A 15,578-nucleotide genomic window follows, 5' to 3' on the forward strand; every position below is an offset into this window, starting at 1 on the left:
ATGCTGAAGCCATCCTTGAATTGCGGAGGGTTGTCTCATGCGTGGGTTGGCATTGCTTGTTTCCGTGGGGCTCGGCTTTGTCGTCGGCATGGCCTTGCCGGCGGGGGCAATGAGCCTCAAGGACTGCAGCGCGCTTTATCAGGCGGCCAAGAAGAACGGCACGCTCGGCACCCGTAACTGGTCCGAATTCCGCACGGGCACCTGCACCGAAGCCGGACCGACCACCGGGAGCGCGGCGGCAGCGCCGGTTGCCGCGCAACAGGGCGGCTCAACCGCGGCTGCGGCGACGCCGGCAGCGCCTGCACCTGCCGCCGTCGTTGCTGCCATGCCGGCAGCGATCGACCCCAAATATGCGGCGGAGAAGCCCTCGCGTGCCCGGCTTCACACCTGTTCCGATGCCTATCGGGCCGCAAAGAAGGCGGGCGCGCTGAACGGCCTTCGCTGGATCCAGCCGGGCGGCGGTTTCTACAGCCTCTGCAACCGGAAGCTCAAGGCAGCGGGATAGTTTCAGATCCCCTCGTCAGGAATGTTGAGCAGGTGCCCGCATGCCTTGCAGTGCACCGCGTCCGTGTCATGGCGGGACAGGCCGCATTTCGGGCAGGGATAGGTGACCTTGAACGGCCGGACCAGTGCCTGCGCCAGCCGGACGAAAAGGGAAATCCCGACGATCATCATGATGATCGATGTCAGCTTGCCCGCGGTTCCCGGCAGCGTGATGTCGCCGAACCCCGTCGTCGTCATGGTCGTGACGGTGAAATAAAGAGCATCGACGAAGCCGTTGCCGGATTCGCGCTGCTGGAAGAAGAAGGTGTAGACAAAGCCCGAAGCGGTGAAGAGGAACACCACCATGTTGATGGTGGCCCGCACCACATCCGTCCACATCGAAAGATGGAAATGCCGGAGCGCTGCCTTCAGGATGGGACGCCGCGCGATTGCCCAGATCCGCATGGCGCGCAGGAAGGCGAAGCTGACCAGCATGTGCGGCAGGAGCAGCGTGGCGAGGATCGCGATGTCGACATAGATCATCGGCGACAGCAGGAACCGCCGCCGGTCGCGAGCAACGAGATACTGCGCCAGAAGATCGCCCATGATCCACAGGGCGAAGGCATAATCGAGCAGCAGGAAGCTCGCCTTGTCCCTCAGGTATGGCTGCGCCAGGAAGAAGGCGATGATGCCGATATCGACCACGGCCATGAAGGCCTGGAAACGCAGGGCCGCGCGGTGCTGCCCCTGATACAGGCTCCTGAGATGACGCACGAAGCGGCTGCGGTGATGATGTCCGTTGCGATGCATGATCATTCACAGAAGAGCGAAACGGTCGACATCGACCATGCCGCGGTCGGATATCTTGAGATGGGGAATGACGGGAAGCGGCAGGAAGGCCACCTGCAGGAAGGGTTCGGTCAGGGTGGTGCCGAGCGCATAGGCAGCCTGCCGCAGGTGGTGGAGTGTATCGCGCACGCTCTCGTAGGGCTCGAGGCTCATCAGGCCGGCCACCGGAAGGGCAATTTCCCCCGTGACGCGCCCATCCTCGACCACCACGAAGCCCCCCTTGATCTCCGAGAGGCGGTTTGCCGCAAGAGCCATGTCATCCTCGCTGACACCCACGACGCAGATGTTATGGCTGTCGTGACCGACGGTAGAGGCGATTGCACCCTTCTTCAGCCCGAAACCCTGGACGAAGCCATTGGCATGATTGCCGTTTTTCCCGTGCCGCTCGATGACGGCGACCTTGATGATGTCGTTCGCGAGATCGAGGCTCGTCTGGTTTCCGCGGGCGGGCAGGCTATAGCGCCGGTGCTCGGTGATGATCTTTCCCGGCAGAACACCGATCACCGGCACCTCGCCCTCGCTGGCGGGCACCGCGAAATCGGCTGCTGTCACGGCAGGCGCGCGCACGCTGTCGAGGCCGACCGGGGCAACCGGCTTGCGGGCATCGAAGAGGGCGGGGGTCACACGCCGTCCCGCCGCCATGACCATCTCCGCCTTGCAGTTTTCCAGGTTGTCGATGACGACGAGGTCGGCGCGCCATCCCGGCGCGACCAGACCACGATCTCTCAGGCCGAAGGCCCGGGCGGCGGAAATGGAAGCGGCGCGGTAGATGGCAAGCGGCTCCACGCCATGGGCGATGGCGGTGCGGATCATGTAATCCAGATGCCCTTCCTCGGCGATGTCGAGCGGGTTGCGATCATCCGTGCAGAGCGCGAGAAAGGGCGAGAGCCGTTCGGTGATGATCGGCATCAGGGCGTGAAGGTCCTTCGAGACCGAGCCCTCCCGCACGAGGATATGCATGCCCTTGCGGATCTTCTCGAGCGCTTCCGGCACGTTGGTGCATTCGTGCTCCGTACGGATGCCGGCGGAAAGATAGCCGTTGAGATCCCGGCCGGAGAGAAGCGGCGCATGGCCGTCGATGTGATCGCCATAGAAGGCGTCGAGTTTCGCCAGGCAGGTGGGGTCCTTGTGGACGACGCCCGGGAAATTCATGAATTCGGCAAGCCCGATGACCTTCGGATGGTTGCGGAAGGGCAGGAGCCGCTCGATGGGCAGGTCCGCGCCGGACGTTTCGAGATGGGTTGCCGGCACGCAGGAGGACAGCTGCACGCGGATGTCCATGATCGTCTCGACAGCCGAATCCAGAAAGAACTGGATGCCTTCCGTCCCGAGCACGTTGGCGATCTCGTGGGGATCGCAGATCGCGGTGGTGACACCGTAGGGCAGCACGCAGCGATCGAATTCGTGAGGCGTGACGAGCGAGCTCTCGATGTGGAGGTGGGTATCGATGAAGCCGGGTACCACGATGCGCCCGGAGATATCGATCTCCTCCCGCCCCTCATAGGATTCGCCGGTGCCGACGATGCGGTCGCCCGCGATTGCGATGTCGGAAGCCACAAGCTCGCCCGTGACCAGATCGAAGAAGCGCCCGTTCTTCAGCACGATATCCGCAGGCATGCGGCCCGTGCCCTGATCGATCAGCCTCTCCAGTCTTTCGCTCATGCCGGCCTGCTTCCTTCGATTGTGCGATTCACCGCGACTCTAGCCATGAATGGGCGCGGTGGGGAAGGGGTCAGGCCGCAGATCGGTCTTCAAGTGTGACGGCCACCTTGTAGCCGGCTCCGTCTGCCATGCCCCTCAGAAAGAGGCGCCATCCACCTTGTGGAGGCTGAGTGCGTCGAGATCGCAGGCCGGTACGCAGCGAAGATTGACGGCGGCCATGGGCTTGCCGTCCGGGCCGCTGCCATAGGCGAAGCCTTGGGTTCCGCAGGTCTTGCAGAAGAGATGTTCCAGCCGGTGGGTATTGAAACGGTAAGTCTGAAGGGCGTCCTCGCCAGCCGTGAGCGTGAACTGTTCCCGGGGAAAGAAGGCCAGCAGGAAGCCCTTCCGGCGGCAATGGGAGCAGTTGCAGCTGATGGCGGTCGTCGGCATGTCGCCTTCTACCGAATAGGTGACCTTGCCGCAGTGGCAGCTGCCTTCGAATGCCATGATTCTTCCTCCTGGTTGTCCGGCGAGGCTAGTGCGTCAACCTGCGGGTATCAAGCGCCGGATCAGGGGAGTTGACAGCGCCTTTCCCTCTGCGGGTGGCGGGCGTTTTCTTGATCGAGACGACCGGAACGAAGAACGGCCCCTGAAGGGGCCGCTCCGAATGCCGTTTGGGAGGCATCAGATATTGTTCATCAGCACGTCGCGCAGCTTGGTGAACAGCTCGTCGATCTGCGCCTTCTCGATGATCAGCGGCGGCGAAAGCGCGATGATGTCGCCGGTGGTGCGGATCAGCAGACCCTTCTCGTAGGCCTTGAGGAAGGCGGAGAAGGCGCGCTTGGTGGGCTCGCCGGCAATCGGCTCCAGCTCGATCGCACCGATGAGGCCGATGTTCCTGATGTCGATGACATTGGGGCAGTCCTTCAGCGAATGCAGCGCATCTTCCCAGTAGCCGGCGAGTTCGGCCGCGCGGGTCAGCAGGCCTTCTTCCCGGTAGGTATCGAGCGTACCGAGGGCGGCGGCGGAGGCGATCGGATTACCCGAATAGGTGTAGCCGTGGAAGAACTCGATCATGTGCTCCGGGCCGGTCATGAAGGCATCGTGGATCTCGTTGGTAACGAAAACCGCCCCCATGGGGATCACGCCGTTGGTGAGGCCCTTGGCCGTGGTGATGATGTCCGGCTTCACGTCGAAATACTGGGCGGCGAAGGGCGCGCCGAGGCGGCCGAAGCCGGTGATAACTTCGTCGAAGATCAGCAGGATGCCGTGCTTGGTGCAGATTTCGCGCAGTTTCTGGAGGTAACCTTTCGGCGGGATGAGAACGCCCGTGGAGCCTGCCACCGGCTCGACTATGACGGCAGCAATGGTCGAGGCATCATGCAGCGTGACGATCCGCTCGAGCTCGGTGGCGAGATCGCCGCCATGCTCCGGCATGCCGCGGGTAAAGGCATTCTTCGCGAGGTTGTGGGTGTGCGGCATGTGGTCGACGCCGGTCAGCAGCGTGCCGAACATCTTGCGGTTTGCCACGATGCCACCGACGGAGATGCCGCCGAAGTTCACGCCGTGATAGCCGCGCTCGCGACCGATGAGGCGGGTGCGGCTGCCCTGGCCCTTCACGCGCTGGTAGGCGAGGGCCACCTTGAGCGCGGTCTCGACGGATTCGGAACCGGAATTGGTGTAGAGAACGTGGCCCATGCCCTCGGGCGCGATGTCGATCAGCCGGTTGGCCAGCTCGAAGGCCTTGGGGTGGCCGAGCTGGAAGGCGGGCGCGTAATCAAGCTCGCCTGCCTGCTGGCGGATCGCCTCGGTGATCTTGGGGCGGCAGTGGCCGGCATTCACGCACCAGAGGCCTGCGGTGCCGTCGAGAACGGTGCGGCCGTCATGGGTCGTGTAATACATGTCCTTCGCCCCGACGAAGAGGCGCGGCTCCTTCTTGAACTGGCGGTTCGCGGTGAACGGCATCCAGAAGGCGCGCATGTCATTGGGCGTGGCATTCATACGGTCAGACATTCATCTTCTCCTTGGCCTCATCTGCGGGTGGCCAATTTTCCCCTCGTTGTCAGCGCCTGCCTGCCGGGGTCCTCGCGCGTTCCGGAGGCTCCGGTTCCGTCGCGGCAGGCTGCAATCTGCGGAATTGTCAGAGTCGCCCGATGCAATGTCAAAGCAAAAGGTGAAATGGGTCCATCGAAACCAGTGATTCCGCAAGGCGCCGGCCGGATGGCTCCTCGGCAGCTCACCGACGGTGCGTCCCGGGCGTTATCACGAAAATAGTCACATTCTTATCAAGAAATATGCGTTGCAATGACTGGTGGCAAGCCTTGCACAAGTTGTGACTGCCATCTCTCAAGCGCGGGTAGGGGCGTCGATTTCGACAGGGCTAGAAGGGATCTTCGGCTCCGATCCACTGACCGGCGGTCAAACAGAAAGGCCCCTGACGCGCAAGCATCAGGGGCCTCCTTGTTTCCGGGGGGGGGGCGAGCGGAGGGCACGAAAGGGCAGGATGCCTCGTCAGGCGCCCGCCTCTTCCATTTGTCCGCCCATGGGATCAGGCCGCAGAGCGGGCCTTCTCCGGCTGGCTGTAGATGCCTTCGAGCGTCTGCAGCAGGCTGATCACCGCTGCGGAGTCGCAGGAATAGTAAATCGTCTGGGCGTCGCGACGCGTGTTGACCAGGTGCTGAGCACGCAGCTTGGAAAGATGCTGCGACAGAGCCGACTGGCTGAGACCGACCTGGTTCGCAAGCACGCCGACGGGTACCTCGTCCTTCACAAGAGCGCACAGGATCATCAGACGCTTCGGATTGGCCATGGCAGACAGGAGGCCGGCGGCGGCGGCGGTGTTGTTGTCGAGTGTCTTTGTCATCATCTCTTTATCTCTCCAACGCTGGCGGTCGTTGGTGGTTGGATGGTTACAGTGCACGAATGTTGCACTAGGCATAAGATACTAGATGCAACATAATTGGTATATCACTAAAATTAGGGTATTGTACATCCTACTTTTCGAATGTCCGAAACGATCCGAGCCATGCTCACATCCTCAAAGGCAATCTCCAGCCTTTTGAGAACGTCCTTCCCCGAAATATCAATTCCAGCTGTGTCGATTGCAGAAATTTTCCAGTCAAGCGTGCCTTTTTGGAACGCTGTTTTTGCTACACTATTGGCCAGATCGGTCTCCGAGCGGGAAATTTCCTCCAGAATTTCAGTTTCCTGGCGTGCGAGCCGAACAATGTCCGGGTGACGGATGACGAGGTCTTGGCCGTCGATCCGATAGGCTTTTCCGAATCCCCCGTTGAGATTCGCAAGCACCGGTTCGAGGGTGAGAAATCGGAAATCGCCGAAGTCGATATAGAGCGCCGCCTTGGGGTGCCGGCGCAGGAAACGCGACCTCAGCCAGCCGTGCATTTCGCTCTCGCGCTCGACGGGAACGGCGCGGGCCTGCAGGCTGAGACGCGGATGGGCGAGGGGGTCGCCCTTGCCGGGTTCGCCCGTCAGCAGCGAGCAGCGCGGGTCGGCGTCCAGCGCACGGGTATGGGTGGAGAGAGAGGAAACGAGGATCGCGGGCGTGCCATAGGGCGTCGTGGCCAGAAGCACGCGGCTGGCATTGGGAAATCCAGTCTCCGGATCGAGGACCGCAAGAGTGCCGAAGCGCGCACCCCGCATGAGGGTACGCGCTTCGAGGAGGGCGTTTTCATCTGTTTCACGCAGGACCGACGGCCGCTCGTTCATCTCGCTGCCCCTTCAAGGGCTGCCGAAACGTCAGCCGTCCTTGCGGCGATGGCGGGTCAACCCTTCGATGATGTTCTGGGCGTTGATTGTGCCGATAATTGCGCCGTTGTCCACTACCCCGATGTTTCCCGGTTTGCGTGCAAGGGCATCGAGAATGTCGACCAGCGGCGTGGTGGGCGCCGCATTGCCCGAGACCGGCGTTTCCGAGGCGCTGGCCGCTATACCGGTTTCCATCACGTCGCCTGCCGTCAGCATGTTGATGGGGTTCATGTTGGCCACGAAATCCGCCACATACTGGTTTGCCGGGTTCTTGACGATCTCCTGAGGCGTGCCGCACTGGATGATGCGCCCGCCTTCCATGATGGCGATGCGGTTTCCGATGCGGAAGGCTTCGTCGAGGTCGTGGCTGACGAAGAGGATGGTCTTCTTCAGCCGCCGCTGGAACTCCAGAAGCTCGTCCTGCAGGCGGGTGCGGATGAGAGGATCGAGCGCCGAGAAGGGCTCGTCCATCAGCAGGATGGGGGCGCCGGTGGCAAAGGCGCGGGCAAGGCCGACACGCTGCTGCATGCCGCCCGAAAGCTCGTTCACCTTGCGGTTTGCCCATTTGGTGAGGTTCACCAGCTCCAGCTGTTCGGCCACGCGCCTGCTGCGCTCCTCCTCGGGCACATTGGCGAGCTCCAGTCCGAAGCCGACATTCTCGGCCACGGTGCGCCAGGGCAGCAGCGCAAACTGCTGGAAGACCATCGAGACCACATGCATGCGGAAGTCGCGCAGCGACTTGGCGGAGGTCTTGTAGGGGTTGATCGGGCCGGCCTTGGTGGCAACGGCCACGTCGCCGCGCACCACCGGCGCGAGCCCGTTGACCGCACGCAGAAGCGTGGACTTGCCGGAGCCGGACAGACCCATCAGCACCAGGATCTCGCCTTCCTCGATGGTGAGGGAGGCATCGGCAACGCCCAGAACCATGCCGGTCTCGTGACCGATCTCGTCGCGGCTCTTGCCCTGGTCGACCAGCTTCAGCGCAGCATCAGGGTCCTTGCCAAAGATGATGGAGACATTGTTGAAGGTAACCGCAGCCGTCATGCCACATCTCCTGCGTCGGAAGTTCTGAAGACGCGGTCGAGAATGATCGCCAGGATCACGATGCACAGACCCGCTTCGAAGCCCTTGGCCACGTTGACCGAGTTGAGCGCGCGCACGACCGGAACGCCAAGTCCGTTGGCGCCGACGAGCGCGGCAATGACCACCATCGACAGCGAGAGCATGATGGTCTGCGTCAGGCCGGCCATGATCTGCGGCATCGCGAAGGGCAGTTCCACCTTCTTCAGCACCTGGCCGGGCGTCGCGCCGAAGGCCTGGGCGGCTTCCACCAGCGAAGGCGGCGTCGAGATGATGCCGAGGCGGGTGAGGCGGATCGGCGCCGGAATGGCGAAGATCACGGTCGCGATCAGCCCCGGAACCATGCCGAGACCAAAGAGGATCAGCGCCGGAATGAGGTAGACGAAGGTCGGGATCGTCTGCATGAGGTCCAGGATCGGGCGCATGATCGCATAGATCCAGGGGCGCCGGGCGGCGGCAATTCCCAGCGGGATGCCGACCGTCATCGAAACGGCGCTGGCTGCCAGCACGAGGGCCAGTGTCTCGGTCGTTTCCTTCCAGTATCCCTGGTTCACGATCAGCAGCAGGCCCAGCGCCGTGAACAGCGTCACCCCGAGGGACCGGCGCATGTACCATGCGAAGGCCGAGATCAGGACGATGATCAGCAGGGGGTAGAGCTGCTCGAAGGCGGTGCCTTTCAGGAACGGTCCCTGAAGGAGGAAGAGCAGAAGGTCGATGCTCGCCTGGAGCACGGCGGAAAGTGCGTTGAACAGCCATTCGCCGCTGGTGGTCAGCCAGTCGACAAAGGCCTTCGCTCCCTGTCCGATCGGAAGTTTGTAAGAAGAAAGCCAGTCCACGGTTCTAGCCTGTCTCGGTTGTGGGTCGCACGCTCGCGGGGGTCAAGCGGGCGCGGAGCCTGTGCCAGATTGTTAAGGTGGAGCCCTGTTGCAGAAGGGGCGGGCCCTTTCCGGTTCCCGCCCCTTGCAGAAGGGTTTTCTCAGAGGCCGAGCGCGGCCTTGACGGCCGCGAGGCCGTCCTTGCCGTCCAGCGTGGTCACGCCGGCAAGCCAGGGCTCGATGGTGGCCGGGTTCGCCTTCAGATACTCGGTGGCAGCGGCCTCGGGCTCCTTGCCCTCGTCCGAGATCTTGCCCATCACGTCAGCTTCCATCGGAAGGGTGAAGGCGAGGTTCTGGAGGAGCTTGCCGACATTCGGGCACTCGGTGGTGTAGCCGCCGCGCACGTTGGTGTAGACGGTGGCGCCGCCGTAGTTCGGTCCGAAGATGTCGTCGCCGCCCGACAGGTAGGTCAGCTTGAAATTGTTGTTCATCGGATGCGGCGCCCAGCCGAGGAAGACGACCGGCTTGCCTTCCTTTTCGGCACGGGCGACCTGCGCCAGCATGCCCTGCTCGGAAGACTCGACCACTTCGAAATCCTTCAGGCCGAAGGTGTTCTTGTCGACCATGTCGAGGATGAGGCGGTTGCCGTCATTGCCCGGCTCGATGCCGTAGATCTTGCCTTCCAGTGCTTCCGCCTGGCCGGCGATGTCCTTGAAGTCCTTGATGCCGAGTTCGGCGCCCTTCTCGTTGGTGGCGAGCGTGTACTTCGCGCCCTCGAGGTTTGCGCGGACGACCTCTACCGACTTGTCTTCGCGGTAGGGCTTGATGTCGGCTTCCATGGTCGGCATCCAGTTGCCGAGGAAGACGTCGATGTCCTTGTTCTTCAGCGAGGTGTAGGTAACCGGGACCGAGAGGACCTTGACGTCCGTCTGGTAGCCGAGCGCCTTCAGAACCACCGAAGTCGTGGCGGTCGTGGCGGTGATGTCAGTCCAGCCGACGTCGGCGAAACGGACGGTTGCACAGCTTTCCGGATCGGCGGCAAAGGCCGGAGCGGAGGCAAGGGCGGCAAAGGAAATGGTGGAGGCAAGCGCGAGTTTCAGCACAAATTGCTTGTTCATTGTTGTGGGCTCCCAGTTTTTTATCCCTACACGTTAGACCATACGACAGATTTCCGGAAGGTGCGCGGTGCATTTGCGCCAATATGGCAGTCCCGATTGCGACATCGGCTATTTCAGCTGAGAAAACCGTCAAAATACTGGCTTTTATCAATTTATCGCCTGTGGATTGCGGGTAGCGGCGGGCGGAATGCACGCCATTTTCGTTGCAGAGCCTCCGTTTCCCCGGCAAATGAGGCGGCATGGCCAAGCTCTATTTCAGTTACACGGCAATGAATGCCGGAAAGTCCACCCTGCTTCTGCAGGCCTCCTACAACTATCGGGAGCGGGGGATGCGGACGGCGATCTTCATCGCCTCCTTCGACGACCGCGCGGGCCGGGGACGCATCTCTTCCCGGATCGGTCTGGAAGCCGACGCCTATCCCTTCGACAGCAGCGAAGATCTCTTCGCCATCATCTCCCGGATGCACGCCGAGGGGGCGCTGGCCTGCGTCTTCGTCGACGAGGCGCAGTTTCTGGCGGAGGCGCAGGTCTGGCAGCTGGCCCGCGTTGCCGACGAGCTGCACATCCCGGTGATGACATACGGCCTCAGGACGGATTTCCAGGGCAAGCTCTTTCCGGGTTCGCGCGAGCTTCTCGCCATCGCCGACGAGCTGCGCGAGGTCCGGACCATCTGCCATTGCGGTCGCAAGGCCACTATGGTCGCCCGCCTCGACAGCGATGGCCGCATCGTGCGGGAGGGGGCGCAGGTGGATGTGGGCGGCAACGAGAAATACGTCTCCTACTGCCGTCGCCACTGGTCGCAGATCATGCGCTGCGAGGCGGATCCCGCCTGATCCTCCCTGTCATTGACTTTTGTCATGGGCGCGTCATTCCGTCGTGCGGCAATCCCGCGCGAGGCTGGTATATCCTGCCGGATGACGCGGAACCTTCCGGTTTCGTGCACCAGGAAGAGGAAAACACCATGAAAATGATGACTGCCATGCTTGCCGCAGCCTTCACGCTGACGGCCGGCGCAGCGCTTGCCGATGGCGATGCCAAGGCCGGCTCTATCGTGTTCAAGAAATGCGGCGCCTGTCACACGGCGACGGAAGCCACCAACAAGGTCGGCCCGTCGCTGATGGGCGTCGTCGGCCGCCCGGTCGCCTCCGTCGAAGGCTACAGCTACTCCCCGGCCATGAAGGCCTTCGCCGCCGGAAAGACATGGGACGACGCCACGCTCACCACCTATCTCGCCGACCCGAAGGGCGTGGTGAAGGGCACGAAGATGGGCTTCGTCGGCCTCAAGAAGGCCGAAGACGTTGCCAATGTCATCGCCTATCTCAAGGATCCTACTGCCGCCAAGTAAGCGGTTGCCGTGATCGGGAAAGCGGCGCGCGGGCCGCCGGCGGCGCTTTCCCGGGGCATTTCGTCCATTTTGTCGCACCCCGCCCTTGCGCTGTCTCCCGGACTTCCCACATTCGAGCGGTACGGGCCGGGCCATGTCGCCAGGCTCCGGGTTGCGGTTGCAGGGCACGTTGCGCATGGGTTGCGGAACCGGTTCGGCAGGCGCTAGGTTCTAGGCCCAACAACGAACGGGGAGTTCCACCACATGGCCAGCTTGCAGTCCTTCGACCAGCAGATCGAAAGCACCCGTACGATGGTGCAGGAGATGAGGGGCAAGCTGGATCAGTCCGGACAGTTGCTCGACCAGTTCGCCAAGGCGGACACCAAGATCGGCGATGCGGCCTTCGACATCGAGAACGCCCGCATCAAGGACGTCATCAACCAGCAGAAGGTGATGGAGGCAAACATCGCCGACCTCATCATCGGGCTGGAAGATGCGACCAATGTCTTCGGCTCCGAATTCGAGAGCATGAAGAACTATACGGGCATGGAGAAATTCATCGGCATCTTTTCCAAGCAGAAGATGCAGCGCATGCGCACGGATCGCGTGCGCAACATGTCGCTTGCCGGAAACCTCCAGGAGCTTCTGTCGAAATCCGACACGATCGTCGGCATCCTCAAGGAGCAGCGCGCGGTTCTGGACCAGCGGTACAAATCCTCGGAGGCAAGCCTCGTGGCGGTGATCGAGCGCCGCAAGCAGGCGGTTGCCGCGCTCGGCGAGACGCAGAAGAAGATCGAGACGCTGAACCCCCAGCTTCTCGACATCGAAAACCGCATTGCCGCGTCGACGGACCAGAACGAGCGCACGCAGCTCGAGGCGGAGCGTTCGCGTCTGGCCACCGACTACAATCAGGCGCAGGCGCGCGAGCAGGAGCTGCTGGCCGAAAGCCAGACGCTGGAGCGCTACACCTCGATGTTCCAGACCTTCGTCGATTCGCTGAACAACCAGATCGCGGCGCAGAACACGCTGATCAACAAGCTCACCATCGACACCGAGCAGCGCATCGTTCTCTACAAGGCGCTGGAAGACTCGCTGAAGACGGCAGCACAGCAGGACGTTGCCCACAAGATCAACACCCTCGGCGCGCAGGTGGATACGGCCGCGGAGGAAACCATGGCCGGCATCGGTTCCGCGGCGCAGCGTCATATCGGCGACCTTCTGGAACTGCACGAGAAGAACATGCTGGCCACGCAGGACATCCAGCGGCGCAAGAAGCTCGCGGACGAGGCCTTCGCTCGGCGCTTCCAGGCGGTGATGGACAAGCATAATTCCGCCAACTACGTGAAGTCGTGACATCGGCTGCCACCCGACCGGACAAGCCAGAAAGGTGCCGCTCCGCATGCAGACGCCCAATCACGCGGTCGCGCAATATTTCTCCCGCATGGCAGCGGCGCTGACGGGTCTCGAAACCCTCGCTTCGGCGGGGTCGGGTCGCCAGTCGCTGCCCGGGGAGGAGTTTGCCGCGGGTGTCATGGCGCCTTATCTGCGGCGCCTGAAATCGTCCTTTGCCGCCTGGGAAAGCCGGATCGGCTTCATGGAGCAGTTCCGCATTTCCCGTGCCGAAAGCGGGTTCCCGGTTTTCCAGACGGTGCTCGAGCTCGAGAACGACCGCGCCGCGGCGAGGGACCGGCTGACGACCATTCCCGATGCGGCGGCGCTGAAGCGCGAGATGGCAGACTTCATCCTGACCCGTCGGGCCTTTCCGGCGGCGCTGCAGTCACGGCTTGCCGAGCGGATCTATCTCGAACGGCTGATGGACGGCCAGTTCTTCCAGCCGGTCGTCCTGCCGGAAACGCTGCACGTCACCGTCAATCCCGAAAACCGCAGGCCCTCCTACTTCGTCTGCTGGGCCGCCTATGACGGCACGGCGACCCTGCCGATGGTCTACACCGCGCGGATCGAGGACTCGTCCGAGAATGTCGGTCGCCTTCTGGTGACCCCGGATGGCCGCCTTGATCCGGATGTGGCGATCCCCCTGCCGGTCGGCGGGCTGCTGAACCCCGAACTCGCGGTGCCCTTCGACAAGTTCGTCGGCGCCAACAGCGGCTACTCGCTGACGCCGGCCACGATTGCAACCTCGCTCGATCGCGATTTCCCGACGCTGCATCCCAAGCGGCTCACGCGCTTCGTGCTGGGGCCCTTCTATGCGAGCGGAATCACCGAAAACAACACGCTCATCAACGACATTCTCGCCCGGGTGCGGCGCGAGGAAAACGCCTGGCTGATGACCTGGACGGTGCAGGACCTGGTTTCGGCGCGCGAGCGGCCGGAAAGCCGGGGCTTCTTCTCCTCCTCGCCGGCGCAGCAGGAATTCCACATCGATACGGGCGATCTCGAGGCGGCGCGCATGGGCGTCAGCGCCTATGCCAAGCATGCGCTGGTGCCGCACGAAGCCTATCAGGCCCTCTACGCCTCCGGTGAGGCGGACACCATCTTTGCCGGGTTCAAGGTCCATGTGATCTCCGGCGACAACGTCATCAGCGAGGTATGACCGGAATGGCAGCGCCCACAGGACAGGATGCGGGACTGACTTTGATCCCCGAGGCCGATCTGCAGCGCCACCGCCAGACGGCGCAGGCGCTGATCACCCGCTTTTCCCTGGTGGGGCCTGCGGATGCGCCCGGTGCCACATCCATTGCCGGCACCGGCCGGCGCTTCGTTCCCACGGTCTCGACGGCGGGGCTTTCCCGTACCCGGGAGATCGAACTCGCGAAGACGGTCGCTTCCCGGCGGCCCGACGACCCGCTTCTGTCACCCGAGGCCCATGCGCTTCTTTACCGGGCGCGACGCGGCGTCGAGGTGGCGCTCGCCGTGTCGGGGATCTTCGCCCGCCAGACAGACCTGGAAATCCTGCAGTCCCGCAATGCCCAGGCACCGCTTGCCGGCGAGGAGGCCGAGCGTTTCCGCTCGCTCCTGTCCGCATCGGCCTATGTGGCCGCCTTTGTCTTTTCCGCCTATGTCAGGCGCATGCTGCCGGGCGACGGGGAGGCTGCGGGGGATCTGCCCGCGCCGGATTATCTCTTCGAGACGCCGCAGGATGCGCTGAAGGCCATGATTGCGGGGCTTGACCGCGCGATCGCGACCGCCCCCGACGATGCGGCCATGGGAGCGGCGGCCCGACGCTATGCCGCGGAGGCGCTCGAGGGCCTCATCGAGCGGAAGAGCCGGTTCACAGGCCTGGCGGCCTTCATGTCGTCCCATCTGAAGCTCGAGACGGAGGACTTTGTCCTCGACGGTTTCGACCGCCCGCCGGCGGAGCGTACCCGTCCGCTCACGATGACCTTCCGCAAGCCGGAAGAGATCGTCGGCAACCATGTGGCAAAGCATCAGGCCATGCGGCTGGCGCGCATGCTGGTCGCCTATGATTTCGAACGGCGGATGAACCCCTTCGTCGAGCTCGGGGGCTTTCTCTTCACCTTCATCGGCGACGGCATGCCGGGCACGGGCAAGACCATGCTGATCCAGATGATGGCGGGCATGATCAACGATTACTGCCAGATGGCGGGCTACCCCTTCCATTACGAGAATTTCGGCGTCGACCAGATCTCGTCCTATCAGGGCAAGTCCGGTCAGAACTGCAAGGAGTTCGTCCGCGCCGTTCTCAACCCGGATGTGATCGGCTTCGGGACCATCGACGACGTGGACCAGGTGGCGGCGCGCCGCAGCGACGACCGCGCCTCCGCCGGCCAGCAGGAGGTGACCGCCGTTCTGATGGAAAGCCTTGCGGGTGCTTCAACGGTGGTTCGCGGCAATGCCAGCTTCGGCATGTTCTCGAACTATCCCGAAAACGTCGACGATGCCTTGCGGCAGCGTGCCGGCGCCCGCTGGCTGGTCGACGGACCGCAGACCCGCGAGGACTATATCGACATCTTCTCCATGCTCGTCGGGAAGAACCATTCCATTCCGCCCGGGGAGCATCAACCCCTGGCCGGGCAGGCGATCCGGAAGCCGGTCGCGGAAGCCTACGAGCGCTTTTCCGTGCCACAGGAGGAAGCCCTGCTGGCCGTCTGGGACCGGTTCCAGAAGGAGACGGGCGGCATCCGAACCCTTGCAGACATCGGCACCTATCTCTATCGGATACGGCAGGCCGAGCCGCGCTTCACCGGCCGCGCGATCAAGAACATCGCCGATGCCGTCAAGATGCGGGCGATGGACGTGGAGCTGCCGGACGATTGGTTTGCGACCCCGGAGGCCTTCCTCCACAAGCCCTATGACGAAAAGGTTGCGATGATCTCGGCGCTGCGCGGTCCCGTCACCATCGAGATGGTGCTGCAGGAGATCAACCGGTACGCCGAAAGCGAGCTGCGCTACTCGGACAAGGCCGATGCCGCCGCCGTGGCCGAGATCGTTCGCCGGGAACGCCAGCGCGAACGCGCGGTGAGGGAAATCGAAACCTTGAAGCAGGACGGACGTTGGGAACCCTGAGATGATCGACCCTGCGCC

Annotated in this window: 15 protein-coding genes; 6 read left to right on the forward strand and 9 right to left on the reverse strand. The window is 63.1% G+C overall.

Features of this window, described 5'->3' with window-relative positions:
• The first annotated feature begins 37 nt into the window (after nt 1-37).
• On the forward strand, nt 38-505 hold the full coding sequence (locus GGR23_RS02450; protein ID WP_183364524.1) for a hypothetical protein: 468 nt from the start codon (nt 38-40) through the stop codon (nt 503-505).
• Between the two features lie 2 nt (nt 506-507).
• On the opposite strand, the gene GGR23_RS02455 is transcribed toward GGR23_RS02450, so the two are convergent.
• The 9 genes from GGR23_RS02455 to GGR23_RS02495 form a co-directional block, all read right to left on the reverse strand.
• Nucleotides 508-1,293 carry a potassium channel family protein gene (locus GGR23_RS02455; protein ID WP_246364857.1) on the reverse strand — a complete coding sequence of 262 codons (786 nt, stop codon included), beginning with the start codon at nt 1,291-1,293 and terminating at the stop codon, nt 508-510.
• Nucleotides 1,294-1,299: 6 nt separating this feature from the next.
• Nucleotides 1,300-2,994 carry an adenine deaminase gene (gene ade / locus GGR23_RS02460; RefSeq protein ID WP_183364526.1) on the reverse strand — a complete coding sequence of 565 codons (1,695 nt, stop codon included), beginning with the start codon at nt 2,992-2,994 and terminating at the stop codon, nt 1,300-1,302.
• Between the two features lie 135 nt (nt 2,995-3,129).
• The gene (locus GGR23_RS02465) at nt 3,130-3,480 is read right to left on the reverse strand and encodes a GFA family protein (protein WP_183364527.1); all 351 of its coding nucleotides are present in this window, start codon (nt 3,478-3,480) and stop codon (nt 3,130-3,132) included.
• Nucleotides 3,481-3,657: 177 nt separating this feature from the next.
• Nucleotides 3,658-4,986, reverse strand: a complete 1,329-nt coding sequence (gene aptA / locus GGR23_RS02470; protein WP_183364528.1) for an omega-aminotransferase AptA — start codon at nt 4,984-4,986, stop codon at nt 3,658-3,660.
• A 535-nt stretch (nt 4,987-5,521) separates the two neighbouring features.
• Nucleotides 5,522-5,839, reverse strand: a complete 318-nt coding sequence (locus tag GGR23_RS02475; protein WP_183364529.1) for an ArsR/SmtB family transcription factor — start codon at nt 5,837-5,839, stop codon at nt 5,522-5,524.
• Nucleotides 5,840-5,949: 110 nt separating this feature from the next.
• Nucleotides 5,950-6,699, reverse strand: a complete 750-nt coding sequence (locus GGR23_RS02480) for a HugZ family pyridoxamine 5'-phosphate oxidase (RefSeq protein ID WP_183364530.1) — start codon at nt 6,697-6,699, stop codon at nt 5,950-5,952.
• A gap of 30 nt (nt 6,700-6,729) precedes the next feature.
• Nucleotides 6,730-7,782, reverse strand: coding sequence for a choline ABC transporter ATP-binding protein (gene choV / locus GGR23_RS02485; RefSeq protein ID WP_183364531.1), 1,053 nt, complete (start codon nt 7,780-7,782; stop codon nt 6,730-6,732).
• A complete protein-coding gene (gene choW, locus GGR23_RS02490) occupies nt 7,779-8,654 on the reverse strand; it encodes a choline ABC transporter permease subunit (protein ID WP_183364532.1) in 876 nt (291 codons plus the stop codon). The genes choV and choW overlap by 4 nt, the downstream gene beginning before the upstream one ends.
• Nucleotides 8,655-8,794: 140 nt before the next feature.
• Entirely contained in the window at nt 8,795-9,751 is a 957-nt protein-coding gene (locus GGR23_RS02495; RefSeq protein ID WP_183364533.1) for a choline ABC transporter substrate-binding protein, read from the reverse strand.
• A 239-nt stretch (nt 9,752-9,990) separates the two neighbouring features.
• On the opposite strand from GGR23_RS02495, the gene GGR23_RS02500 reads away from it, so the two are divergent.
• From GGR23_RS02500 to GGR23_RS02520, 5 genes are all read left to right on the forward strand, one after another.
• Complete coding sequence (locus tag GGR23_RS02500) at nt 9,991-10,584, forward strand: thymidine kinase (protein WP_183364534.1); 594 nt, start codon at nt 9,991-9,993, stop codon at nt 10,582-10,584.
• Nucleotides 10,585-10,712: 128 nt separating this feature from the next.
• Nucleotides 10,713-11,096, forward strand: a complete 384-nt coding sequence (locus GGR23_RS02505) for a c-type cytochrome (protein ID WP_183364535.1) — start codon at nt 10,713-10,715, stop codon at nt 11,094-11,096.
• Between the two features lie 243 nt (nt 11,097-11,339).
• Nucleotides 11,340-12,428, forward strand: coding sequence for a coiled-coil domain-containing protein (locus GGR23_RS02510; protein WP_183364536.1), 1,089 nt, complete (start codon nt 11,340-11,342; stop codon nt 12,426-12,428).
• Between the two features lie 46 nt (nt 12,429-12,474).
• Complete coding sequence (locus tag GGR23_RS02515; RefSeq protein WP_183364537.1) at nt 12,475-13,626, forward strand: hypothetical protein; 1,152 nt, start codon at nt 12,475-12,477, stop codon at nt 13,624-13,626.
• A 5-nt stretch (nt 13,627-13,631) separates the two neighbouring features.
• Entirely contained in the window at nt 13,632-15,560 is a 1,929-nt protein-coding gene (locus tag GGR23_RS02520) for an AAA family ATPase (protein WP_183364538.1), read from the forward strand.
• Nucleotides 15,561-15,578 lie beyond the last annotated feature (18 nt).

Origin of the sequence: Gellertiella hungarica (assembly GCF_014197145.1) — a bacterium.
Taxonomy (GTDB): domain Bacteria; phylum Pseudomonadota; class Alphaproteobacteria; order Rhizobiales; family Rhizobiaceae; genus Gellertiella; species Gellertiella hungarica.

Excerpts from the sequence above, each read along its gene's own strand:
- GGR23_RS02465 (WP_183364527.1), bottom strand. The coding sequence starts at position 3,480 with ATGGCATTCGAAGGCAGCTGCCACTGCGGCAAGGTCACCTATTCGGTA.
- GGR23_RS02515 (WP_183364537.1), top strand. The coding sequence starts at position 12,475 with ATGCAGACGCCCAATCACGCGGTCGCGCAATATTTCTCCCGCATGGCA.
- GGR23_RS02500 (WP_183364534.1), top strand. The coding sequence starts at position 9,991 with ATGGCCAAGCTCTATTTCAGTTACACGGCAATGAATGCCGGAAAGTCC.
- GGR23_RS02495 (WP_183364533.1), bottom strand. The coding sequence starts at position 9,751 with ATGAACAAGCAATTTGTGCTGAAACTCGCGCTTGCCTCCACCATTTCC.
- GGR23_RS02475 (WP_183364529.1), bottom strand. The coding sequence starts at position 5,839 with ATGATGACAAAGACACTCGACAACAACACCGCCGCCGCCGCCGGCCTC.
- choV (WP_183364531.1), bottom strand. The coding sequence starts at position 7,782 with ATGACGGCTGCGGTTACCTTCAACAATGTCTCCATCATCTTTGGCAAG.
- GGR23_RS02505 (WP_183364535.1), top strand. The coding sequence starts at position 10,713 with ATGAAAATGATGACTGCCATGCTTGCCGCAGCCTTCACGCTGACGGCC.
- GGR23_RS02510 (WP_183364536.1), top strand. The coding sequence starts at position 11,340 with ATGGCCAGCTTGCAGTCCTTCGACCAGCAGATCGAAAGCACCCGTACG.
- GGR23_RS02520 (WP_183364538.1), top strand. The coding sequence starts at position 13,632 with ATGGCAGCGCCCACAGGACAGGATGCGGGACTGACTTTGATCCCCGAG.
- GGR23_RS02480 (WP_183364530.1), bottom strand. The coding sequence starts at position 6,699 with ATGAACGAGCGGCCGTCGGTCCTGCGTGAAACAGATGAAAACGCCCTC.
- GGR23_RS02450 (WP_183364524.1), top strand. The coding sequence starts at position 38 with ATGCGTGGGTTGGCATTGCTTGTTTCCGTGGGGCTCGGCTTTGTCGTC.
- ade (WP_183364526.1), bottom strand. The coding sequence starts at position 2,994 with ATGAGCGAAAGACTGGAGAGGCTGATCGATCAGGGCACGGGCCGCATG.
- aptA (WP_183364528.1), bottom strand. The coding sequence starts at position 4,986 with ATGTCTGACCGTATGAATGCCACGCCCAATGACATGCGCGCCTTCTGG.
- GGR23_RS02455 (WP_246364857.1), bottom strand. The coding sequence starts at position 1,293 with ATGCATCGCAACGGACATCATCACCGCAGCCGCTTCGTGCGTCATCTC.